We start from the raw sequence: 22,314 nt of genomic DNA, 5'->3' as shown, positions 1-22,314 counted from the left end.
AATCTTCCTTATCCCCGTAAGGGGACGGAAACGGTTTTACGACAGTTATTATTACCTGCCAACCTACTTCGTTTAATCTTCCTTATCCCCGTAAGGGGACGGAAACCATAGAAACTGTCCCAAGGATGATTAAATGTATTGCTTGTTTAATCTTCCTTATCCCCGTAAGGGGACGGAAACAGGACTAATTGTCCCTATGCCCGCCGTCGCGGACTGTTTAATCTTCCTTATCCCCGTAAGGGGACGGAAACCCAGCAGCCGTTTTCTTTTGTCCAGTTGCAGTCCCGTTTAATCTTCCTTATCCCCGTAAGGGGACGGAAACCTCTTCCCTGTCGGTGATTCTACGACTTCTACTGTGTAGTTTAATCTTCGTTATCCCCGTAAGGGGACGGAAACTGGAATACAAGTTCGTCACTACGATTGGACAAACAGCGCATTCTCTTTAAAACCTGCCACCTTCTCAGGGTGTGCTAATTTGACGCACTACAAAAAAAGAAAACCAGTGGAAAATGTCCGCCGGTTCAGGTTGAAATTATATGCCCTTACAAAAAACAAAGGGAGAGGCGAAAACCTCTCCCTAGTTCTTTCTATTTTGGATATAAGGCACGACCAGCGGCCACGGTGCTTTGTCCAGGTGTACCACATCATACGCCGGACCGTGGGTGAATTTGACTATGTTGAGCTACGGGCTGCGGCTAACTTCCCGTCCTGTTTAATAAACAGGGCATGGCTCCAGCCAAATTCATTGGGATTTTCAGAAACAACCCTTATTTCACCGTCACCTTCACAAAAATTAGCCTTTTTAAAAACTTTTCAAACTTTTGTTTTCGACTTTTTCAGCTTACTTCATGCGTTTGAGAATAAAGGTCTCTTCTTCCTGTTTGGTCAGTCTGGCATCAATCTTTTTAATGTCGTCCCAAATATAGCGCAGCTCGGACCTGATTTCTTTTTGGCCTTCTTCGAGTTTCTTCTGGCCTTCCTCGAGTTTCTTCTGGCCTTCTTTCAATGTTTTCAGTTCGTCAAGGATTTGCTTTAAAATGTTTTCCACAGCACATCTCCCTTTCTCAGGTTTTTTTTCTACGGCAGCCCAAATACTCCTGCATGTTTTTTATCCACTATCCCTATTTTTCTATTTCTCAGCCCTGGACTGGGTTATCTGTGCGGTAATATCGTATGTGACTCTTGTTAATATTTGACATTTGTTATCAATCTCCTTCCAAATATCACTTATTTTCTTGTTTTTTTAGTGTCCTGACCGACCTGCAGCCCGGACACTGGTCGTATGCCCCGGTAAGCAGCATGGTGGCCCGTGGGTACATGCGCGGGTACCCCGACAGCAGGTTCCTGCCTGACCGGAAGATGACCAGGGCAGAATTTTTGGCCGTGGGGAGCAGGATATTGCAGGAAAAAATGCCTGGCGGCGAATATCGCCAGGGCGGAAGCTGCAGCGGTCCTTAACCGGCTGATGGCGTTGGTGCAGAGTTGAACAAATCAGTATGCAGGAAATTCAAATCAAGCTCCCCAAAAAAACAAACTAACAAATATCCCGCTCTTTAGGGCTGGAAAGAACGTGGAGGTATGTTTGGCATGGAAGAATTGTTAAAACAAATACTGGCTAGGCTTGATAATCTGAATAATGATGTTAAAGACCTGAAACATCTTGTCGGACAGGTGAAAACACTGCAGGAGCAGGTGACAAGAATAGAAACCAGGATCGAAAACGATGTTTCCGATAAAGTTCGGGATTTATACGACGGTTATGCTTTACGCGGCGACCAGGTCGAACGCCTGCGGGAACACCTGGACGTCCGTAAAAACACTTACCAATTATAATGCGCCAGAAAATGGAAAAGATTTTGGCAAAATATAAATAACAAAATGACAAACTATTGTCACTTTTACATGCGATAATCTTCCTGAAAGGGAGATTTTTTCATAGAAATGAGGTGGAATGATGAAAACCAGATATATTGCTGACCTCAAATCTGGAGACAAAGTTGACGACCTGTTTTTCGTCAAATCCGTAAAAGTATTAAATTATAAAAATAAGCCGGGTCGGTATATAAGCCTGATATTAAGTGACAGGACCGGAGAAATTGCAGCTAAGATATGGGACGGAGATGATAAAGACTTTGAACTTCCGGAAAAAGTGTTCGTCGGCTGCAAGGGCGAGGTAGTTGAATTCGCAGGTACCCCTGAAATTCAAATCAGTTCATGGGAACTTATAGATAAGGCAGCAGTTGATTCTGCTGACTTTATACCCCTCACCCCCCTGGACGTCGGGAACATGCAAAAAGATGTTGCAGGTATGGCATCATCAATGACTAATCCTTACCTGAGACAACTGCTTGAAGAACTGATCAATGATAAGGAACTTTTTCATCAATACAGTACTGTTCCGGCGGCAAAAGCAATCCACCAGGCGTACATAGGCGGACTATTGGAACACAGTCTTAGAACAGCGAAAATAGCAGGCTATATCGCAAACTTGTATCCGGCCGTAAACAAAGAACTGGCCATAACCGGCGCATTGCTCCATGATATTGGGAAAATTGAGGAGTACGAAGTTGAATACTCTATCGAAGTTGCTGATAAAGGAAGACTGTTGGGCCATATTGTTCTTGGCCTTGAGATAATAAATTCATTCGGCCAAAGACAATAGAAGCATGTCTGGTTCATTATGCTGACGCAATCGAGGCCGACATGTGGAAATTCAGCGATCTAAAAGAAAAATACCGGGGCAGCCGGTGGAGTCCTTGGGACAAGTCACTGGAAAGGTCTATTTTTGTGGATGATACCGCAGGGGAGGGAAAAGCACATGGACATGACTGAACGTTATCGCGGGTGCCTGCTGGGACTGGCAGTGGGTGACGCCCTCGGGACTGCCCTGGAATTCAGGGCACCGGGGACATTCACACCAATCAGTGATATGGTTGGCGGCGGCCCGTTTGGACTGAAGCCGGGCGAGTGGACGGACGACACTTCAATGGCCCTGTGCCTGGCAGAGAGCCTGATATCCAAAGCGGGTTTTGACACCACTGACCAGATGGAACGGTATTTAATGTGGTACCGTGACGGGCACCTGAGCAGCACAGGAAGATGTTTTGATATCGGGAACACGGTACGGAAGGCTTTGCTGAGATTTGAGAGGTCCGGAAAGCCGTATTGTGGCTCAACCGATCCCATGAGTGCCGGAAATGGTTCAATCATGCGTTTGGCGCCGGTACCTATGTTTTATGCCAATAGCCCCCGGGAAGCAGTAAAAAAGTCAGGGCAAAGTTCCATGACCACTCATGGTGCCAAAGCGGCAGTGGATGGTTGCCGTTATATGGGGGCTTTATTGGTCGGAGCACTTAACGGATGTTCAAAAGAAGAAATCCTGTCCGGCCATTTTGCCCTGGTTCCGGGCATATGGGATGAGGACCCTTTGCACCCCGCGATAAGTGAAATAGCCGGTGGTTCCTTCAAAAGGCGCAACCCTCCGAAAATAAAGGGGACCGGATATGTCGCGGAATCTTTGGAAGCGGCATTGTGGGCATTCTATCACAGCACGTCTTTTCGCGAAGGGGCGCTGTTGGCGGTAAACCTTGGTGATGATGCCGACACGACCGGGGCAATATATGGGCAGTTGGCCGGCGCCTGTTACGGTGAAGGGGGTATTCCGGGAGAGTGGAGGGATAAGATTGTAAAACGCGATTTGATTGAGTTGTATGCCGAAAAATTATTCCATTTATGTTGGGGGGAAAATCATGTTGAAAGTAAGGGTTAGAAACAATTCGCTTCAGATCGGGAAACATTTTTCCGTTGATTTTCAGCGTACGCTAAGGATTTCGGATGATGGTAATACATACCCGCTACCGCCGGGGTTGGGGCAGTTTCCTATATTCAGGGTTGAGGACTACAAAGATAAAGTCCCGGCAACTTGGCGGGAACACGGAGGTGTATTTATCCCGATGTACCAAAGGGAGGCTTTGTGGCTTAATTTCCGTGGGGCATACTGGAGACCGAATGCTGTCAAAATTGCAGTCGGCAAAATCAATGCAATATCGGGAAAAGAGTGGGACCAGGAACTTAAGGATGAAGAACAGGATTACATAGTTTGCCCGGACCAGCCCTGGCTGGATGGATGATGTTTCGTGATATAACTGGATTGGAGCCGCCACCAACGCCAATTTCGGCGAAAACTTATACGGAGTGGGGATTACCTTGGTTTGACCTCCTTGATGAGGGAAAAGGGGACGTTTCGGCTTCGGATGTCCTTTCAAAGGTAAAACCGGTGAAAGAAATGGACAAAGAAAAGGGGTTTGCCCCCCAACAGGATGACACTTCCGTTGAAATACCGGAAAATCAGGTAAAAAAGATTAAGTTGGATCCGGAAAGTGTGATTGATGGGAAGTAGTAATATTTCCGATATTTTGCAGGGGAAAATTTCCATCGTGAAGAATATTGGAGAAATAAATCAAAAAAATTTGCTTGTTAATTTTTTTGTAATCACAAGACTAAATGGCGTGTTTGGTTTGGAAAATATAAGTTGTTTGCAGGGGGTGGTTGCAGTGAGGAAATACCACATCGCGTTTCTGGCGACCGTTCTGATTATATTGGTTGCGGCCAGTGCGGCTTTTGCAGCCAACATAACGGTATACATTAACGGGCAGGCCCAGACCTACAACCCGGCACCAATTATCCAAAAAGGTACCACAATCGTACCTATGCGGGCTATCTTTGAGCAACTGGGGGCGAGCATAGACTGGGACGACCAGACCATGACAGTTACGGCTACCAAGGATGATACCATAATAAGCCTGACTATCGGCCAGACTGTGGCATATGTGAATGGGAGGCAAGTGTCGCTGGCGATCCCGTCACAGATTATAAATGGCAGGACCATGGTCCCACTCCGGTTTGTTTCCGAATCTCTCGGCGCCACCGTGAAATGGGACGCCAAGACATGGAGCATATACATAGACAGTGTGGCTCCCGGAACCACCACAACGAATGTCCAGGGCAACCTGCAGGTCAGTGACATAGCAAAGAATTCTTCATCAGTTGTCCTGATTTCAACATTTGACAGCGGCGGAAGGCCTCTCGGGTTTGGCAGCGGCTTTGTGGTCCGGGAAAACGGCGTCATCGCCACGAATTACCACGTTATTGATGGGGCTTCCTCCGCAACTGTGAGATTTGAGGACGGAAGGACTTTCAACGTTAAATATATAACGAGTTACAATGAACAACGGGATATCGCTGTTTTAAAAATAGATGCCACCGGCCTTACGGCACTGAAAATAGGGGATTCGTCCAAATGCATGGCCGGTGAGAAAGTGGTGGCCATAGGCAATCCGCTGGGACTGCAGAACACCGTGTCGGACGGGATAATCAGTTCCTTAAACAGGGTTGTTGAGAACCAGGAGTATATCCAGATCACAGCCCCCATCTCCCCCGGCAGCAGCGGCGGTCCCCTGTTTAACATGGCGGGTGAGGTTATCGGCATTAACTCCGCCGGTTTTACTCAGGGCCAGAATCTGAACCTGGCAATTCCCATTAATGAAGTTAAGAATATGTTTGACGGCACACTGAGCGTTCCCCTCAACGAACTGAGTGGAACAACCGGCAGCACGGGCGGTAGTGTGGCACGGATGACAGACCAGGAGTTTGTGGATTATATCTTTGAAAAATACGGTAAACGTTCAATGGGCGGATATACGGCTGTGATTTCTGAAGTCACCCTGGATTGGGTCGGAGACTATGACGAGGTCCCATGTTTAAGCCTGATGATGGGTGCAGGTGGTTTTTCAGGTTTCATTAATGCGGTGACAGACGGTTATGACCAGGATGTGAAGGATTGGTTAGAAGAAGTGTCCGGGGAAATGGCTGACAGATACCCTGAAGGAGATGCAATGGTAGTTTTTATGCTCCAGGATTATTTTGATCAATACCCTTATGCATTTTCGCCCGAGCATATCGAATTTACTGACAATGGATGGCTGGTAACATGGATCCCTATTGGGGCTACCATCACTGACGGGAAAATTTATATCGGGACATGGTCGCAGCCATAACAGATGCTATTTTTGGCTGTATGAACCGGCTATGTAGAGACCTTCGGTGCCTGTTCAGCAGCCCCTAAGTTAAATTTAAAAAACTCAGTTTCGAGAAGCAAATTATAAATGGGAAAAGGGAGTGCTAATATGTGGGAAGTTGTACCTGGGTTGGGTCATATTTTGACTGATAGCGAACTTCAGAATGGACCAGGAATGAGGAATACCAAAAGATTTTTAAGTGATGTATTCCGAAATTTCGTCATGACATCGGGAAAATATTTTAACGCTACTAAAGAGTTACCATTCATATATAAAGAAAAGCAGATCCATTCTGTATTGTTCCCTTCGGTTGAAAAAGCAGCCGACGCCGCGTTTCTTGAACAACCCATTAAAAGACAAATGAAAGGTCAAGAACGTCAGGGCTGGGTAGATTATTGGGTTATGTTTAATTCAACTGTTTATTTGATTGAGGTAAAACATCATTGGCAATCCGGTTTAAGACAAAGTCCAAGAAAAAAGACCTCATACCTTTGGGGGCAAGCGATAAATCAAATTAATAGCATTAGTCGGTCGGAGCATCAAAATTTTGTGTCTAAAGGTGAGAGCCTGGTTAAGTCAGTTATTCTAATACTGCCTTCTTATAGCGGAGGCGCTACAAAGAATTGTTTGAGGTATCAGACCAAGGAACATGCTAAGATCTTGTTTGATAATGTTATATCTTCCTTAAATCCTCGTCCTAATTGGAGTGGTTTATGGTTGTTGCATAAGAGCCTTCTTAAGCCAGAGAAGTTCAGTAACAGGTTAGAAATCTACCCATCTTTAATGTTTCTGACTTATTCTGTTAGCGTAAATACATAACTTAGTCCTTTTGCGGATGTGATATGTACGAAGAATCATCCATTTGAATTTTTCAAAACTGTTCTTGATAAAAAAATTTAAAGATGAAATGAAGAAAAAGTAATAAAGAAGGTTATTTTGTCATGGCTAAGATAGTGTCACAGCAAAAAAGCCTAAATGTGCAGGCAAAGTATTATTTGATCTTAGGGGTTATAGGTGTAATCGGCGGACTTCTTTCTGGATTTGTATTGTCTGGAATTGCTGTTCTGATGGTTCCTGTCGTTTTAATTACCGTCGGGGGAGGGTTTCTGTCCAAGGGTTTGGCTTTCTTGAAGGGTGCAATTGGAGAAAGTAAAGTAACCGCTATCCTTAATCAATTACCTGATGATTGGTACATTTTTAATGACCTTAAGGTTAATGGTGCTCAGATTGACCATATTATTGTTGGCCCCGGTGGAATTTACACGGTAGAAACCAAAAATTATTACGGTCAGATATACGGTAACGCCGAGAATAAGGAATGGTCCCAGGTATATAAAGATGATAAAGGCTATTTTCGCAAGCGGCCTTTTTATAACCCTGTAAAACAGGGGATAGTCCACTCTATTGCATTAAATAAGTTTATAAGCGAAAAAAAGGCCGGCGATTTCTTTATCAAAACCATCGTTGTTGGATACAAACCTAAAAGTCCATTCCCCCAAAATACCGGTAATTCATACTCATGAAATATTGCAAACAATTAATTCAACGTCAACATCCTTGACGCCAGAACAGGTTAATAATGTGGTTGAAACATTGTTACCTATAACCAAAACGAAGAGTTAATTGTGGTTGTGCAAATTAATTTAGCATCGTTTTTGCAGAACAAATCAGCACCAGCAGCCGCATGAATGGCCAATTTTTGCAGATTGTTTTGGTAAAAGTTTTGACCGTTTTGCATAATATCACGTTTTTTTAGCACTCTAAAACAAATTGAAAACCGGCCGCAACCATTGCTGCGGACCGGCTGTCCGGTAACCTAAATAGCCGCTTCATCGGCGCGGCCAACCTGACCACCTCATCGTCAATATGCTCCTTCTTGGCCTGGCAGCCGTAAAGCAGGCAGTGGGTAGCCAGTTTGTTGACTAGCGGGCACTGTGCCGGGGTATCGAAAAAAATCTCCCTGGTTCGGGAGAGGTTGTTCTGGTAACCGACATCATTTATCCCCGTAAGGGGACGGAAATTTGGGTTGCCGAAAATGATATATTTGCCTTTGCCAAAGTTTGATCTTCCTTATCTCAACTGTCAACTGCCAACTGCCAACTGTCAACTGCCAACTGTCACTGACACGAACGAGAGGTTGGCTTTGCCGGCCATAGTTAAAAGGAAAGAAGGTGAGAATGATGGTATTTAATCAAGAGACAGCATATGTAATATTAAGTGTTGACAGAAATGTAAGTATTGCAGTTGATGTACGAATTCATCCTGGTAACTCTAAAACAATATCATGGTATGACGGAGTGAAATATTGTTCACGGGACATCGGTAAATTGGTGTTAGACACGGATGACGCATTTGAATTTATAGATACTCAAGGAGTAGTTTATCGAATTGAGAAAGCCAATCTTAACAATTTCCAGAAAATTGTCGATAGGTTATGGACCCCAGATCCTGATTTAATAAAAACAGATGCCGATGTTCAAAGGTATATCCTGAACGTTGAATAAGATTTAAAATTTCAAAGTTTGAACTTCCTTAACCCCGTAAGGGACGGAACCATTTTATTGTTTTTACTCGGCATAAATGGCAAGAAATTGCCCAAGTTACCTGACTTTGGTGGTTAGACAAAATACAGCCGAACAGCAGCATCCTTCTGCCAAGCAATCGATTATCCGGTTAAAGATGCACTCGTAGACTTAGTATGGTAAAATGAGTATATATTAAAGATTTAAGGGTGAGTTAAATTGACAACCGGACCGAGAACTGTAACAGGACAATTTTTTACTTCAAACGTGATAGGATTACGCAAACTGAAAGTTGATGCTGAAATTATACAAATTATGAGTGGGGGCATGTACCACCTCAAGTTTGGTGGCACAAATATGAAAAACAGTTTTTAGAAGAATTAAATTCCGAAGACAGAGAACCGTAAACAATGAGGGAGAGGTTATCGCATCTCCCTTTGGGTTTTTGTGGGGGGATAGGATCGGGTTTTCGATCTTACATTTTTATGGCAAAGTATTGTTAAGTATTGTAATAAATCAAAGTATAGGAGAGTTACCACAAAAGGTAGTTGATTTAATAGAACTTTCTTTGTCTAGTCGGCTTGTTAAAATATCTCCTAGTGCTATTAAACACATTAAAGAAGAGCATCCGGTTGACTTTGAATTATATTTTGACAGGTTACAGGAAATTGTTGAAAATCCGGATTATGTTGGGAAATACAAAAGTGATGACAGATCGGAGGTATTTGTTTCAAGTTTTTATAGGGTTTCTTGGGTTAAAGTAGATAGTCGCATCAGGCGTGATATAATAATAACGGAGTTGATGAGGTGGGAAAGGTTCCCCACGCGCCCGTGTGGTCAAAAGAGATGCAGGGTTTACCGTCTGCCGTCAACTCCGAAGCGGTTGAGAGGGATGAGTAAAATCATCCCTCTCGTTTTACCATAATAGCCCCAACCTAAACCAGCGGAAGATGTCTGCTGGTTTTCTTTTTTTCGAAAGGAGACTTCATTTTAGACGTTTTTTTGTAAGGTGGGGTTCTAATCAGGCAAACAAAATAAAAACTGCGGGCAGGCAAAAACAGGTGAACTTAACTCAACTCTCCGCATATTAACAATCAAGCGGTAAACTTAAGATTGCCCGCAAAGTCTTCTTTGATAATAAAAATGCATATAATTATTCAGGGTTAAAGTTGAGGTTGGCAGTAAAAATGTGGAGGGACGTGCATGGATATTCTCAGGGATTTGAGGCAGTACCAGGAACAAGAAAAAGCCCTATACTGGGAAGGGACTTTTGCGGATTACCTGAATCTGGTACAGGAACGGCCCGAAATTTGCCGGTTAGCTCATGCCAGGGTTTACAATGTCGGACCCCAGAGCTTACAGGTTTGACGGGGAATTAAACATAGCCAACCGTGGAATTATGGAATTTCAGGAGATGCTCAGCCCCAAACAACGTTTGAGACGGCCCGGATGTTCAGGGCTTTCGCGCGTAGTGGAGGGGAAAAGGTTGCGACATAGCAAAACCGGCCAAAATATGGCCGGTTTTTTTGTACCAAGATGGTTTTGCCACCAGAACAACCTAATGACTTCAGCTCTTGGTAAAGTCTGTTGCAGTTGAAAATTGCTTTAGCCATTTGGACCTTCAGGTAATCTTTGAATGGGTCAAGTTTGGACGGCTTTTCCGGCCTTGGGCCGTACTTTGGTAACTCAGGGTCAATTTTCATTCGGTCTTATAGGGCCGTTTTACAACCGGCTTTAACAAACACAGCCTTTCCCTTAAGAATATAAGAAATTGCTTTGGCTAAACCTTCTTCATCTTCAATTAAAAGTAGTCCCATTAAAACACCCCTCTAAATATTTGAATTTCATCAAAATTTGAAGACAGGTCTTTTTAAGATATTTTTAAGGTTCACTTGTTATAATCAAGACAAAGTTAAGAGGAGGAATAAGATGGGTCTGTTTGAAAAACTGAAGAATATCAAAAAAAGTGGCTTTACTCACTGGCAGTACCTGTGATTTTGGGGTTATGAGGTAGTATTGCGGGGGATAGTTGTTGAACGTTATGAACAAAAGTTGGGAAATATAATCCGGCGTTATCAAGGGATGCTTATCCGGATTTACTATATTTAGAAAGCAATGAACCTTTAAAAATATGCGCGGAATAAGTTACTTTCTTTAGTTGAAGGAGTTGCTAAAGTATCTGACTCAACCCAATTTACAACTACAATAAAATTATGAGTTTAAAATCTGAACTTTTTTGTCGCACAATGTATCTCTTATTAAAAAGAGTTTTTTGAAGTCCTTGGTAAACACTGGCTGGCATGATGAGGTGAAGGAAATGAACTACATTCTTCGACTGGATAATTGGATATTTCGAAACATTAACAACTATCTAAAGAACCCGGTATTGGATGGCGTGATGTCTTTTTTTACGATATTAGGAGGAACCACTATATCCATACTGCTTTGTATAAGTTTAGTCGTATTCAGTCAAGGGAATAGTGTAGGAAAAGAGTCGGTTTATTCGTTGACCGTTGGTCATTTTATGGTACAGTTATTCAAAAGATTTGTTTCCCGGCCCCGGCCTTATTTGGTATTGCCCGGGGTTAAACTTCGTCGAGGATTTATTCTGAAAGATTATTCGTTTCCTTCGGGACATACTGCCGCAAGTTTCTCTATATTCACCGTAATATCAATCCACTATCCTTTCATTGCACCAGTGCTGTTAACAGTCGCAGTATTAATCGGTGTCTCACGGATATATTTGGGTCAACATTATCCCACAGATGTTATAGCCGGGGCAGTTCTGGGAATTGGGTCAGCAGTTTTGTTCAGTTTATAAAAAGAAATGAATTTAGACAGAGTATCTTGGAAAAGGGGCCATAGACTTATTTAATCCTATTTCTGATTGTCTTTTTTGAAACAGGATTGGTGGTTACACCGTTCCTTCCGGGTGATTCGCTCCTTTTTGCAGCAGGAACGTTTTCTGCTCAAGGATCACTAAATATCGGATGGGTAATGGTGCTTTTTGTATTGCAGCCGTATTAGGTGATACTTATAAAAAATACGGAGGAAAAACCATTGTTTTGGCCAGATTTATTCCGGTTATCCGAACATATGCACCTTTCGTAGCCGGAATAGGAAAGATGAATTATTGGGAGTTTCTTATAACATATTAGGGGGGATTACTTGGGTTATTATTTTGCTTTTATAAAAGCCAAAAGAAGTTCTTCAAACGAATACAAAAATAAAAGTATAGGCAAGAATGGAGCAGGGCCAAAAATGTAAATTAAAAAAACTTACTGAAGGGGGCTTAAGTTTTGAAGAACTTACGTGTACTTGTTTTTTCTGCAACTTTTGGTGCAGGGCACGTACGGGCGGCGGAGGCAGTAATCGAAGCAATTCATATTAGAGAACCTTATGCCATGGTTACTCACTTGGATTGCGGAGAGTTCCTTAGTAAGACATTTAACAATGTAATTAAAAATGTTTATATCGGCATGATCAAGTATTCTCCAAAACTCTGGGGGAAATTTTACTACGGTACAGCTAAGGTTTCACCTGATTCTTTAATTCAACGATTTCTAAACCAAATGGGGCAAAAAGATTTTGAAAAACTTATTTGTTCTTTACAACCTGATCTTATTATATGTACCTATCCTACAGTGGCAGGAGTCATTTCACAATTAAAGTTAAAACACAGGTTGAATGTTCCACTCGTGACAGTGATAACTGATTATGTTGTGCATAGCCAATGGATTCATCCGGGAGTGGATATGTATATTGTCGGTTGTAAAGAAGTCTTTGACGGTTTGGTATTGAGAGGAATTGACCCGGCTCGTATAAAAGTTACGGGGATACCCGTAAGTCCTCGTTTTGAACGCTATTTGAACAGAGCGGAGATAATCTCCCGGTTAGGGCTGTGCCCTGGCCAGCCGACACTGTTAATAATGGGAGGAGTCTATGGCGTTTTAGATAGTTTAAAAGATGTATGTAAACTTTTTGCGGAATCAGAATTTCCTGTGCAGTCAATTGTAGTTTGTGGCAAAGACGATAAATTATATAAATCTATTGATGAAATTGTTGACAAAGCTCGTAATCCAATTGTCCGTTTTGGTTTTGTAAGTAATGTGGAAGAGTTAATGTCAGCCGCAGATTTAATTATTACAAAGGCAGGGGGATTGACAGTATCCGAAGCATTAACCAAGCGTTTACCACTGGTGATTTATCGCCCAATTCCCGGCCAGGAAGAGGGGAACGCTGTTTTCCTGCGAAAAATTGGCGCTGGGAAAACCGCTGAAAGCCTTGAAGAGTTAGGGCATATCGTTCATTTTTTATTAAAACATCCTGAAGAATTGGAGAGAATGCGCAATAAGGCACAGAATGCCATACCTGGACGCGCAGCCGAACGGGCAGTAGAACATATGTTGGATTTGGTTAATGAAATGAAAATTAAAACAGTGATTGGGTGATCAAATGGCTCCTCTATTAGTGCTTGGGTTATTGGAATTTGTACGCGGAGCGCTTGTTTTCAGCATATTGCCGTTATATGGACGGTTTGTTGCAGGTTTTAGTATGGAAGTAATCGGTACAGCTATTTCACTACATTACCTGTTTGATAATATTTTTCGCATCCCGGCAGGTTGGCTTACAGACAGATTTGGCGGGAAAAGGTTATTAATTACCGGGATAGTTGTTTCCAGTATTGGAATTTCAATTATAACGTTTCGCTGGAACACCTATTCCTTTATATTAGGTGCGGTGTTATTCGGGTTGGGGATTTCCCCTGTATGGCCGGTAGTAATTTCCGGAATAGCCGCGAAGATGCCTGCCCGACAAATAGGTGAAGCGCTAAGCAAGGTGTTTATAGCCTGGTTGGTTGGGGCAGGTATTGGTCCGGTAGTTATTAATTTCGTGATTGAAAAATCTTATAGAATTTCTTTTCTGACACTTCTAGGGTTACTAGCTTTGGCTTTGCTGTTAACAATTGCTATTAAAATGCCACGGATAATCAATCAAGGGATGTTATCACAGTCGGTTTTTTTAAAAGAATTATTTCACGAATTGATTTCACACAGAGTCCTATACCCCGGAATGTTTGTCCAAACCATGTCAGTAGGAATATTGATGCCCGTTATTGTGATATATGCAAAAAAAGTATTCGGCCTAAGCCCCGAACAATTCAACTACCTTCTTATCGGCGGAGGAATCTTTACCGTGCTTTTCCTAGTTCCTGCGGGAAAATTGGCTGACAGGCTCGGTGTTAAAGGACCGCTTGTTGGTGGGTTTCTGTTGGCATCAGTTTGTTTGATTCTCCTGCCGTTGCAGAGATTGGTTGTAAGGGCTTTAATAGTTGGGGCTATTCTGGGTATCTCGTATTCTTTTATTCTTCCTGCATGGAATGGATTAATGGCTAGGGCAGTTTCAGCAGAGAAAAGGGGAACAATGTGGGCCATCTTTATGACCATTGAAGGTTTGGGAACGGCTGTTGGAACATATATTGGCGGCAAAGTATGGGATACGCTTGGGTACAGGGCACCCTTCTATGTAAGCGCCTTTATCCTTATTTCTGTGGCAGTTTTTTATGCCTTTGGTAATATTGAAAAATTAATTATGGAACATAGTCCGGATAAGTTAACGAACCAAAGTTAGCGGGGGTTGTTACATGAATTGGGGTTACTATTTACTGGTTATTATTGTATTTATAGGCGCTACATATACTGTAATTCCTGATATGTTTTTACACCGGTTGGGTATCGGAAGCTGGAAGCGCCAGTATACTCCCGGTGTGGCTATAACATTTGACGACGGCCCTAATTCTGAAACAACACCTCAGATACTTGATATATTAGACGAATATAAAGTTAAGGCAACATTTTTTGTAACTGGAGAAAATGCTATCAGGTATTCTAATTTAGTTAAAGAAATCAAACAACGAGGCCATCAGATTGGGGCACATTCCAATAGCCACAGGTACGCCTGGTTTATGTCTCCCATGCAAACGTGGCGCGATTGGGAAGAATGTGTTAGTATCATCGAGAACTTAACAGGTACGGCTGTCCAATGGGTTCGTCCACCTTGGGGAACTTTTAATCTTGTAACGTGGTTATGGATAAAAGTGCGGAAAAAACGGGCGGTTTTATGGAATGTGGAAGGCCATGACTGGAAGGTCAGGCGCAATCCCGAACAAATTGCGTCAAGCATTCTACGGAAGACGAAAGAGGGGTCAATACTGGTTTTACATGATGCTGGAGGAGAAAAAGGTGCTCCGGAGAATACCGTTCGGGCTCTAAAAACTATTTGCCGGAAAATTGTTGAAGAACAAAAACTGCCATTGGTAAAGTTGGAATTTCCGGACTGGCCCTGGTGGCGAAGGTTAGTCTTTGCTCTATGGGAGAAATGGGAACGTTTTTTTGCCAGGATATATCACGTGGAACGAATTAATTCAACAAATTTTTTGCGCTTGTCCAAGACTATTTATAAAGGCCCGAATCTATACACAAGTGACGGACGGTTATTGGCAAAAGCCGGGGATAAAGTGGGCGAAATTCATTTTGAAAGCGGGCGCTTGCGGGGCAATGAAAACGACATCCAAAAAGCTGCCGTGCGGGCATTGCGTTTAGCCAAGGAATCATTGCCTGAATTAGCACGGTATATAGTCGAGAACCCCGAATATAAAAACATTGAGGTTTTCTTTGGTCTAACTATGATCAATCGAGGGGTTAAAGGTTTGGGTTTTTCGGTGCAAGACATATCTATTAAGGGGCTCAAACGTGGAGTGTATTTGCTACAAAAGGTAATTAAGTGGATTTATGGTCCGACCCGAAAGGTTCGGGGCAGTAAACATCCGGGCGATCAACCCAAAATTGTATGGATCAGCCGACAACAGCTGCTCGAAAGATGGTTCCCTACCAATGATGAATTACTGGAAAATCTGAGCGAAAGCCCCGGAATTCATTCCGGGGATGAAGCGTCTCATTAACCAAGAATAATGCACATGGTATAATTGAGATATGCAGGAATTTAAGTCTAGTAGACATTCCAGACCCCTGGACCAAAGTCCAGGGAGGATGTCAAGGAGGACGGACTTATGGGAAAAGCCTTTTTTTCTAACTTTATTAGATTATGTATTTTGGTGGCTTTTCTGGTATTTACGGCCTGCTCATCATTATCCGCGGCTAACAAACCGGTTAATCAAGCCACAAGTTCTTTTGTTCCGGACCATATAGCCCTTACATGGATACTGGACCCCGGTAAAACTCAGACCATTTCATGGAAAACCGGGGCTTCAGTAAAGAAGGGTGTTCTCCAATACGCAAAATTGTCAGATGGGGCGGCATTCCTATATAAGGCAAGAACTATCAATGCCACAGTATATCAACTTTTATCAGACTCCGGAAGAATTAACATTGATTACGCAACAGTGAACGGTCTTGAACCCGGGAACACATATTTATATAGGGTCGGTGACGGCAAAAATTGGAGCAGTTTTCATTCGTTCAAAACGGAACCTTTGGTTACAAAGAGTTTTAAATTTTTAATTTTTGGGGACAGCCAGAGTGATGGCAACTACACCTCATGGAAGAATACAGTGCGGAGCGCTTACAAATTTAATCCTGACGCCAAATTTTTTGTAGTTGTGGGCGACTTGGTAGATCGCGGAACAAGCAGTGCCCATTGGAATGCGTGGTTTGAAGGCGCCAAAGGAGTAATTGATTCTATCCCGGCTATGGTTGTAAGAGGTAATCATGAAACCAACAGAGCATTCTGGTCCGCGCAGTTTAAGCTCCCCCAAAACGGACCTGATGGCGCCAAGGGCCTGACGTACTCTTTTGATTACGGGGATGCACATTTTGTAATGCTTGACAACATCGAAGAAAAAGAAATTAAAGCTTTAAATGCCCAAAAAGCATGGTTGGCTAATGACCTTAAAAACACAAAAAAAACATGGAAACTTGTATTTTTTCATAAACCTCCTTTCTACAGCAAAGGTAAAAGAGCAAACAATTATCTAAAGGCAGCTTATGGGCCAATATTTGACAGATATCATGTAGATGTGGTTTTCAATGGCCACGACCATGTAGTGGCAAGGACTTACCCAATGTATGGGGGTCAACCGGCTAAAAGCCCTTCTAAAGGTACAATATATTACATAACCGGTCGAAGCGGTTCAAAGTACTATAAAGATTCGTCCAGGAAAAGTTGGGATACATTTTTTTACAACCCAACTGACGAGCCCAATTACATCATAGCCGAAGTAAGTAAAAATAAACTTACATTAAAATCTGTTAAACAGGATGAAACCTGCATTGACACATATACGATAAATAAGTAACAAAAATTTACTGTTATTTCACCCTTCTTGTCAAACCACAAGTCTGCTTTGGACATGTGGTTTTTTGATAGCAAAAAGTATTTTTCCGTATTTTTCTATAAAGGGCGGTCCACAAACTTACCAATCGCGTATTCTATACAGCTTCCGGACAAATTTGCCAAGGCCGCCACCAACGTTACGCTTAACATGCTAAGTTTGCCGGCTGCCACCAGATACCCGGAATAAGGCATTATCACCTCACTCGGTATAGAGATACAGGCGCTTTCCAACACCATAGTCAGATATATGGCGAGTAATTTGTATTGTTCAATACCGATTTTTAAAGAATGTTCCGACCAATTCAACTTTCATGTCCTTTCCCAATTAGTATTTTGTAGACTATTTTATTTTTAACCAGATTCCAATATCCATTCTCCGGTCTCACAATTTTCGACAAATTAAATTATTATCCAATAATGATTAACTGACAATGAAAAGAAAATTAAGATTTCATCTTTGATTAACAGGTTTCGGTTTGAAAAAGGTGTTTTATTAAAAAATCTTCATTTATAACTCATTTTATTTTAATTTACTAAAAGTAAGATATTGTAAAGAGCCGAATTACAAAAGTCGATTGTAATTGACGAAATTTCATTAAAAGGAGGATGTCGAATGTTGAACAAATTCAAGTTGGTCAGCCTTTTAGTATTAGGTCTGGCTATTGTGGGTTGTGGAAAGCAGACAACTGCGCATACCAATAACAGGTCTGGCGTATCCAACCCAGTGGCCCAAACTTCCATTACTACCAATAAACCGTCGCAAACTCAAACTCAACAGACGCAGGCAACTACTGAGCAGCCGGTAGCACCGGAAAAGAACCCTGTGGGTGACATTCCTGATTCGCAGGTGTTTATCAGGTTTAGTTCAGCACAGGGGGGGTATTCCCTGGAAGTTCCCGAAGGCTGGGCACGTACGGAGCAAGCTGGTAATGTAGTTTTCACCGATAAACTGGACGGAGTCAAAGTTACTACTGAAGAATCTTCAAAACCGCTTTCCATTGCAACAATTGAAGCCAAACAGGTAACTGCCATTAAGAATACTGAGAGAGCAGTACAGGTAAGCACTATTCAAAGAGTTAATCTACCTGGTGGCCCCGCTGTTCTCGTAAAATATACTTCAAACTCCGAACCAAACTCTGTAACCGGAAAACAGGTCCGGCTTGATAATAGCAGCTATTTCTATTACAAAAATGGCAAGTTAGCCAGGCTGGAACTTTGGGCACCAATTGGAGCTGACAATGTTGACCAGTGGAAAAGAATGTCGGAAAGTTTCAGGTGGGAGAAATAATGGGTTTATTAAACGCTGTTGACCTTTATCGCTTTTATCATTCAAACGAAGAAGAAACGCTGGCATTGCGAGGTGTGAGTCTTGAGGTAAATGCCGGTGAGATTGTTGCTGTGATGGGCCCTTCCGGAAGTGGGAAATCTACTTTACTATCCTGTCTGGCCGGGCTTGACGAACCCGATGGTGGTTATGTGGAAGTAATGGGGCAGCGCATAACGCGCCGACCGGAGGAGGAACGGGCTGCCATCCGATCTGCAGAAATTGGGATTCTCCTGCAGTCCGGAAATTTGTTTGAGCATCTGACCGTAGAGGAAAATATTCTGCTACAAATGAGTTTAACTCACAGGGGCGACAGGAAGAGGATGAACGACCTTCTTAACCGGACTGGAATCAGCCACCGTCGCTCGGCCTATCCTGAGGAACTCTCCGGCGGGGAAGCCGCAAGAGCCGGCATGGCAGTGGCGTTGTCTACCAACCCGTCAATACTGCTTGCTGATGAGCCAACAGGAGAAGTGGACAGCGAAACCGAAAAACATATAATAAACCTCCTTGATAGTGTGCGAAATGAACGGTGTGCGATTCTTGTCGTAACCCATAGCGAGACTCTGGCGTCCTATGCCAACAGAATCGTGCACTTAAGAGATGGGAGGGTTGTCGATGGCTAGACAAACGTTGGCACAGGCTTCCAGTAATCTTGAAGTGACTGGTATTCAGGGGGAAATATTTATCAGCGCAAAAGATATAAGCTGTATTTACAAAAAAGGCAACAATTCGGTAGTTGCGCTGAATGCCGTATCCTGCCAATTACATCCAGGAGACCGGATTGCTGTTGTTGGGCCGTCGGGAAGCGGTAAATCGACCCTGTTACAGGTCATGGGAGGAATTGAGCTCCCAACGTCTGGTACAATTACGTGGCCGGCTCTGGGGCCGCGGCATGCCCTTCGGCCCGAGAAAATAGGATTTATTTTTCAAACTGAAAGTCTTTTGGAACCGTTAAACTGCATAGATAATGTGAAAATACCACTTCTGCTTAGTCATGTTGGGGAGGAGGAGGCTGATGAAGCAGCTTTCAATGCACTAAAAAAATTATCTCTCGAAAATCTGGCGAACAAACTACCTGAAGAATTATCAGGGGGGCAGGCCCAAAGGGTCGCTGCGGCGCGGGCAATAGTACGCCAGCCAAAAGTTATTCTTGCCGATGAACCAACGGGCCAGTTGGACCAAACAACCGGACAGCATTTGCTTGACCTTCTTCTTGCTTCCATTGAAGGTACAGATACAGCTCTTGTAATAGCAACTCATGACATGACAGTAGCAAGGCGCATGAAAACTGTATGGTATATGGAACATGGGAGACTGGAGGTGCGTCAGCATTGTTGAAGGTGCTTTTATGGTTGAAAGGTTCGATTTTCAAACGAGGTGGGCGCCATCTGGGTGCAGCCCTCGGGGTTGCCATTACAGTTTCTCTCCTTGCTTCAATGGGGGCATTTATCTCGTCAAGTGCAAGGTCTATGACCAGTAGGGCAATAGCAAACATTCCCGTAGACTGGCAGATCTTGTTGCTTCCGGGTTCGAATAAAACAGCGGTGAAAACAGAAATTGGAAAAGCGACCAAAATTACGTCCATTGAGGAGGTAGGCTATGCCGACGCTGCTGGCTTTGTTGCCCAGACAGGTGCCTCCATCCAGACAACCGGCCCAGGTAAAGTTCTTGGTATCAGCCCGGAATACCGGAAACGATTCCCTGCACAAATCCGGCATCTCCTGGGAAAAAATACTGGAGTATTGGCCGCCCAGCAAACTGCAGCCAATTTACATGTAACTGTAGGGGATAAAGTGTCTGTTGAACGGGTAGGGCTGGCTCCGGTTGAGCTTACTATTGATGGTATTATTGACCTGCCAAATGCAGACTCTCTTTTTCAGGCCATCGGCACGCCGGCAGGCGTAGCCCCGCAGGCGCCGCCTGACAATGTGTTATTGGTTCCTGACCAGCTATGGCATAAGCTATTTGATCCCCAGATGCAGGTTCGACCGGACTCAGTCCGCAGTCAATTACATGTTAAAATTGCACATGACCATTTACCAGGGGACCCCACAAGCGCTTATTTGTCGGCTCAGAGGCTGGCTAACAACGTTGAAGCGCGAATCGCAGGCAACGGTATTATTGGTGACAACTTAGCATCCCGTTTGGATGGGGTGCGTGAAGACGCCTTGTACGCGAGAGTTTTGTTCTTGTTCCTGGGATTACCGGGTACCATTTTAGCTGTTATTCTGACTCTTGCTGTTACGGCTTCCGGCAAACACCGCCGACGTAGAGAGCAAGCACTTTTGCGGACCAGAGGGGCATCAAGAATGCAAATTTTTGCCCTTGCCGGAGTTGAAGCCATTTTGGTTGCCGTGATGGGAACATTATTAGGATTCATTCTGACATATGTTAACGCTAAATACATTGCCGCCTTCGATTTGCAAATGGATTCATCAATGATTATCTGGATTTTGTTAGCGACCTTGGCCGGTATTTTGCTTACTGTCCTGGCTGTACTTTATCCGGCCTGGAACGAAATAAGTTGTTCAACCGTGGCCGCTGCACGGGCTGTTATAGGTAAAAAACGAAAACCTTTATGGCAGCGTACGTTTATTGATGTCATCTTACTGATTCTGGCTATGGTAACATTCTGGAGAACTAGAAGTTCCAGTTATCAACTTGTTTTGGCTCCGGAAGGGGTAGCTCAGACCAGCGTAGATTACCAGGCTTTCATTGCACCTTTTTGCTTGTGGATAGGTGGTGCATTGCTATTCATTCGTCTTTGGTCTTCCGGAATCGAACGTGGAAAAAAAGCTTTGGCCAAAACTATCCGGCCTATTGCCCACGGGCTTTCCACTGTACTGGCCTCATCACTTAGCAAGCAAAGATTCTTGATAACAAACGGCATAGTGATTGTTGCGCTGGCCTTTTCTTTTGCCGTTTCTACAGCAATTTTCAATACAACTTATAACGCTCAGTCACATGTTGATGCGGAACTTACCAATGGGGCTGATATAACAGTTACAGGATCTACTTCCGAACCTCCAAGCAGCAAATTGTCAAACCTGAAACTAATTCCTAGTATCATTGCAATTCAACCAATGCAGCATCGATTTGCATATGTGGGTAACGATCTCCAGGATATTTTTGGCATTGATCCACTTCACATCAGCGATGCCACCAATATTTCTGATGCTTATTTTACGGGAGGTAATGCTAAAGCAATGCTATCTGCATTAGCTAACCGCCCGGACGGTGTATTAGTATCTGAAGAGACAGTTACTGATTTTCAGCTCAAGCCGGGCGATAAGCTTATTCTCCGGTTACAAAATGCCAGAGATCATCAATACCATGCAGTTCCCTTTCATTTTATAGGTGTTGTCAGGGAGTTTCCCACAGCTCCCAAAGATTCCTTTTTGGTGGCAAACGCAAGTTATATTGCCCAGCAAACTGGGTCATCGGCAGCAGAAACAATTTTAATTCGCACTCAGACTGATCCGAGAAGTCTTTTACCTCAAGTTCGGTCCGTGGTCAATTCACTTCCCGGGATCAGGGTGACTGACATTGGTTCAACTCAAAATATCATAAGTTCAAGCCTTACCGCAGTTGATCTTCGTGGGCTAACTCGTCTTGAACTAATCTATGCGCTTTTACTGATCTTAGGAGCGACCGGGTTAGTTTTGGCATTAGGTCTGGTGGAACGGAAACGCACTTTCTCAATTCTTACGGCGCTCGGTGCTAACAGGAAACAATTGGGCTCTTTTTTATGGAGCGAGGGGCTTCTAATTCTTGTAGGCGGAGGGTTAACCGGTTATACTCTTGGTTTCATAATCGCGAAGGTATTGGTAAAAGTACTTACAGGAGTTTTCGACCCACCACCTCAGTTTTTGTTTATCCCGTGGAGTTATCTTACATTAATACTGGCGGCTGGTAGTTTTGCGGTGATTGTTGCGGTATTTGCGGTACAGGCTGTTTCTCAAAAACAAGTAGTAAAAGCTTTACGACAAAGTTAAAAATTGACTTAAAGGATAACAACTATTTTCCTAGAAAATAT

At 43.3% G+C, this 22,314-nt stretch carries 23 protein-coding genes, 2 pseudogenes and 1 CRISPR repeat array (1 of these 26 cut by a window edge); of the genes and pseudogenes, 23 read left to right on the top strand and 2 right to left on the bottom strand.

What is annotated here, in order from left to right; genetic code table 11:
- A CRISPR array of direct repeats spans nucleotides 1-396; the repeat unit is 36 nt; unit sequence GTTTAATCTTCCTTATCCCCGTAAGGGGACGGAAAC; it reaches 738 nt to the left of the window's first position.
- Between the two features lie 445 nt (nucleotides 397-841).
- Nucleotides 842-1,048, bottom strand: a complete 207-nt coding sequence (locus ACSNJE_RS08355; RefSeq protein WP_495252438.1) for a hypothetical protein — start codon at nucleotides 1,046-1,048, stop codon at nucleotides 842-844.
- Between the two features lie 134 nt (nucleotides 1,049-1,182).
- Here ACSNJE_RS08355 and ACSNJE_RS08350 point away from each other — a divergent pair, with 134 nt between their 5' ends.
- The 19 genes and pseudogenes from ACSNJE_RS08350 (at nucleotide 1,183) to ACSNJE_RS08260 (ending at nucleotide 16,913) form a co-directional block, all read left to right on the top strand.
- Nucleotides 1,183-1,458: an S-layer homology domain-containing protein gene (locus ACSNJE_RS08350; RefSeq protein WP_495252437.1), complete on the top strand. Its 276-nt coding sequence runs from the start codon at nucleotides 1,183-1,185 to the stop codon at nucleotides 1,456-1,458.
- Nucleotides 1,459-1,587: 129 nt separating this feature from the next.
- The gene (locus ACSNJE_RS08345) at nucleotides 1,588-1,833 is read left to right on the top strand and encodes a hypothetical protein (RefSeq protein ID WP_495252436.1); all 246 of its coding nucleotides are present in this window, start codon (nucleotides 1,588-1,590) and stop codon (nucleotides 1,831-1,833) included.
- 121 nt (nucleotides 1,834-1,954) lie between these two features.
- Nucleotides 1,955-2,662, top strand: a complete 708-nt coding sequence (locus ACSNJE_RS08340) for a 3'-5' exoribonuclease YhaM family protein (RefSeq protein WP_495252435.1) — start codon at nucleotides 1,955-1,957, stop codon at nucleotides 2,660-2,662.
- Between the two features lie 156 nt (nucleotides 2,663-2,818).
- Nucleotides 2,819-3,769, top strand: a complete 951-nt coding sequence (locus ACSNJE_RS08335) for an ADP-ribosylglycohydrolase family protein (protein WP_495252434.1) — start codon at nucleotides 2,819-2,821, stop codon at nucleotides 3,767-3,769.
- On the top strand, nucleotides 3,750-4,130 hold the full coding sequence (locus ACSNJE_RS08330; RefSeq protein ID WP_495252433.1) for a hypothetical protein: 381 nt from the start codon (nucleotides 3,750-3,752) through the stop codon (nucleotides 4,128-4,130). Before ACSNJE_RS08335 ends, ACSNJE_RS08330 begins: the two co-directional genes overlap by 20 nt.
- Nucleotides 4,130-4,399 (top strand): hypothetical protein, encoded by a 270-nt coding sequence (locus ACSNJE_RS08325; RefSeq protein ID WP_495252432.1) that lies wholly within the window; start codon nucleotides 4,130-4,132, stop codon nucleotides 4,397-4,399. Before ACSNJE_RS08330 ends, ACSNJE_RS08325 begins: the two co-directional genes overlap by 1 nt.
- A gap of 154 nt (nucleotides 4,400-4,553) precedes the next feature.
- On the top strand, nucleotides 4,554-6,056 hold the full coding sequence (locus tag ACSNJE_RS08320) for a stalk domain-containing protein (protein WP_495252431.1): 1,503 nt from the start codon (nucleotides 4,554-4,556) through the stop codon (nucleotides 6,054-6,056).
- Nucleotides 6,057-6,185: 129 nt separating this feature from the next.
- On the top strand, nucleotides 6,186-6,896 hold the full coding sequence (locus tag ACSNJE_RS08315) for a hypothetical protein (protein WP_495252430.1): 711 nt from the start codon (nucleotides 6,186-6,188) through the stop codon (nucleotides 6,894-6,896).
- 122 nt (nucleotides 6,897-7,018) lie between these two features.
- Nucleotides 7,019-7,600 (top strand): nuclease-related domain-containing protein, encoded by a 582-nt coding sequence (locus tag ACSNJE_RS08310; protein WP_495252429.1) that lies wholly within the window; start codon nucleotides 7,019-7,021, stop codon nucleotides 7,598-7,600.
- A gap of 654 nt (nucleotides 7,601-8,254) precedes the next feature.
- Nucleotides 8,255-8,581 (top strand): hypothetical protein, encoded by a 327-nt coding sequence (locus tag ACSNJE_RS08305; protein WP_474773984.1) that lies wholly within the window; start codon nucleotides 8,255-8,257, stop codon nucleotides 8,579-8,581.
- Nucleotides 8,582-9,044: 463 nt separating this feature from the next.
- Nucleotides 9,045-9,524: a PBECR3 domain-containing polyvalent protein gene (locus tag ACSNJE_RS08300; protein ID WP_495252428.1), complete on the top strand. Its 480-nt coding sequence runs from the start codon at nucleotides 9,045-9,047 to the stop codon at nucleotides 9,522-9,524.
- 278 nt (nucleotides 9,525-9,802) lie between these two features.
- On the top strand, nucleotides 9,803-9,967 hold the full coding sequence (locus tag ACSNJE_RS08295) for a hypothetical protein (protein WP_495252427.1): 165 nt from the start codon (nucleotides 9,803-9,805) through the stop codon (nucleotides 9,965-9,967).
- Nucleotides 9,942-10,019, top strand: a pseudogene (locus tag ACSNJE_RS08290) (hypothetical protein); the annotation flags it as partial. The gene ACSNJE_RS08295 and the pseudogene ACSNJE_RS08290, both read left to right, overlap by 26 nt.
- Nucleotides 10,020-10,916: 897 nt before the next feature.
- Nucleotides 10,917-11,420: a phosphatase PAP2 family protein gene (locus ACSNJE_RS08285; RefSeq protein ID WP_052217925.1), complete on the top strand. Its 504-nt coding sequence runs from the start codon at nucleotides 10,917-10,919 to the stop codon at nucleotides 11,418-11,420.
- Between the two features lie 44 nt (nucleotides 11,421-11,464).
- Nucleotides 11,465-11,786: pseudogene (locus tag ACSNJE_RS08280) on the top strand (VTT domain-containing protein); the annotation flags it as partial.
- Nucleotides 11,787-11,898: 112 nt separating this feature from the next.
- Nucleotides 11,899-13,050, top strand: coding sequence for an MGDG synthase family glycosyltransferase (locus tag ACSNJE_RS08275; protein WP_495252426.1), 1,152 nt, complete (start codon nucleotides 11,899-11,901; stop codon nucleotides 13,048-13,050).
- Nucleotides 13,051-13,054: 4 nt separating this feature from the next.
- The gene (locus ACSNJE_RS08270) at nucleotides 13,055-14,230 is read left to right on the top strand and encodes an MFS transporter (RefSeq protein WP_495252425.1); all 1,176 of its coding nucleotides are present in this window, start codon (nucleotides 13,055-13,057) and stop codon (nucleotides 14,228-14,230) included.
- A 13-nt stretch (nucleotides 14,231-14,243) separates the two neighbouring features.
- A complete protein-coding gene (locus tag ACSNJE_RS08265; RefSeq protein WP_495252424.1) occupies nucleotides 14,244-15,560 on the top strand; it encodes a polysaccharide deacetylase family protein in 1,317 nt (438 codons plus the stop codon).
- 108 nt (nucleotides 15,561-15,668) lie between these two features.
- The gene (locus tag ACSNJE_RS08260; RefSeq protein ID WP_474774576.1) at nucleotides 15,669-16,913 is read left to right on the top strand and encodes a purple acid phosphatase family protein; all 1,245 of its coding nucleotides are present in this window, start codon (nucleotides 15,669-15,671) and stop codon (nucleotides 16,911-16,913) included.
- A 95-nt stretch (nucleotides 16,914-17,008) separates the two neighbouring features.
- Here ACSNJE_RS08260 and ACSNJE_RS08255 read toward each other — a convergent pair whose 3' ends face one another.
- Nucleotides 17,009-17,257: a DedA family protein gene (locus tag ACSNJE_RS08255; protein WP_474774575.1), complete on the bottom strand. Its 249-nt coding sequence runs from the start codon at nucleotides 17,255-17,257 to the stop codon at nucleotides 17,009-17,011.
- Nucleotides 17,258-17,564: 307 nt separating this feature from the next.
- On the opposite strand from ACSNJE_RS08255, the gene ACSNJE_RS08250 reads away from it, so the two are divergent.
- Genes ACSNJE_RS08250 through ACSNJE_RS08235 form a run of 4 tightly spaced genes read left to right on the top strand, consistent with a single transcriptional unit; the run spans nucleotide 17,565 to nucleotide 22,273 of the window.
- Nucleotides 17,565-18,239, top strand: a complete 675-nt coding sequence (locus ACSNJE_RS08250; RefSeq protein ID WP_474774574.1) for a hypothetical protein — start codon at nucleotides 17,565-17,567, stop codon at nucleotides 18,237-18,239.
- Nucleotides 18,239-18,901: an ABC transporter ATP-binding protein gene (locus ACSNJE_RS08245; protein ID WP_474774573.1), complete on the top strand. Its 663-nt coding sequence runs from the start codon at nucleotides 18,239-18,241 to the stop codon at nucleotides 18,899-18,901. The genes ACSNJE_RS08250 and ACSNJE_RS08245 overlap by 1 nt, the downstream gene beginning before the upstream one ends.
- Nucleotides 18,894-19,616, top strand: coding sequence for an ABC transporter ATP-binding protein (locus tag ACSNJE_RS08240; RefSeq protein WP_474774572.1), 723 nt, complete (start codon nucleotides 18,894-18,896; stop codon nucleotides 19,614-19,616). Before ACSNJE_RS08245 ends, ACSNJE_RS08240 begins: the two co-directional genes overlap by 8 nt.
- A 2-nt stretch (nucleotides 19,617-19,618) precedes the next feature.
- Nucleotides 19,619-22,273 carry an ABC transporter permease gene (locus ACSNJE_RS08235; protein WP_495252528.1) on the top strand — a complete coding sequence of 885 codons (2,655 nt, stop codon included), beginning with the start codon at nucleotides 19,619-19,621 and terminating at the stop codon, nucleotides 22,271-22,273.
- Nucleotides 22,274-22,314: the final 41 nt, after the last annotated feature.

The organism is Thermincola sp. GK-1 (genome assembly GCF_059412445.1).
The sequence above is the reverse complement of the archived record's forward strand: the minus strand, read 5'-3'. Positions and strand labels throughout refer to the sequence as shown.

Coding starts and splice junctions, on each gene's coding strand:
- ACSNJE_RS08325 (WP_495252432.1), top strand. CDS start 4,130: ATGTTTCGTGATATAACTGGATTGGAGCCGCCACCAACGCCAATTTCG.
- ACSNJE_RS08345 (WP_495252436.1), top strand. CDS start 1,588: ATGGAAGAATTGTTAAAACAAATACTGGCTAGGCTTGATAATCTGAAT.
- ACSNJE_RS08250 (WP_474774574.1), top strand. CDS start 17,565: ATGTTGAACAAATTCAAGTTGGTCAGCCTTTTAGTATTAGGTCTGGCT.
- ACSNJE_RS08340 (WP_495252435.1), top strand. CDS start 1,955: ATGAAAACCAGATATATTGCTGACCTCAAATCTGGAGACAAAGTTGAC.
- ACSNJE_RS08295 (WP_495252427.1), top strand. CDS start 9,803: ATGGATATTCTCAGGGATTTGAGGCAGTACCAGGAACAAGAAAAAGCC.
- ACSNJE_RS08240 (WP_474774572.1), top strand. CDS start 18,894: ATGGCTAGACAAACGTTGGCACAGGCTTCCAGTAATCTTGAAGTGACT.
- ACSNJE_RS08270 (WP_495252425.1), top strand. CDS start 13,055: ATGGCTCCTCTATTAGTGCTTGGGTTATTGGAATTTGTACGCGGAGCG.
- ACSNJE_RS08335 (WP_495252434.1), top strand. CDS start 2,819: ATGGACATGACTGAACGTTATCGCGGGTGCCTGCTGGGACTGGCAGTG.
- ACSNJE_RS08305 (WP_474773984.1), top strand. CDS start 8,255: ATGATGGTATTTAATCAAGAGACAGCATATGTAATATTAAGTGTTGAC.
- ACSNJE_RS08285 (WP_052217925.1), top strand. CDS start 10,917: ATGAACTACATTCTTCGACTGGATAATTGGATATTTCGAAACATTAAC.
- ACSNJE_RS08330 (WP_495252433.1), top strand. CDS start 3,750: ATGTTGAAAGTAAGGGTTAGAAACAATTCGCTTCAGATCGGGAAACAT.
- ACSNJE_RS08310 (WP_495252429.1), top strand. CDS start 7,019: ATGGCTAAGATAGTGTCACAGCAAAAAAGCCTAAATGTGCAGGCAAAG.
- ACSNJE_RS08315 (WP_495252430.1), top strand. CDS start 6,186: ATGTGGGAAGTTGTACCTGGGTTGGGTCATATTTTGACTGATAGCGAA.
- ACSNJE_RS08265 (WP_495252424.1), top strand. CDS start 14,244: ATGAATTGGGGTTACTATTTACTGGTTATTATTGTATTTATAGGCGCT.
- ACSNJE_RS08245 (WP_474774573.1), top strand. CDS start 18,239: ATGGGTTTATTAAACGCTGTTGACCTTTATCGCTTTTATCATTCAAAC.
- ACSNJE_RS08260 (WP_474774576.1), top strand. CDS start 15,669: ATGGGAAAAGCCTTTTTTTCTAACTTTATTAGATTATGTATTTTGGTG.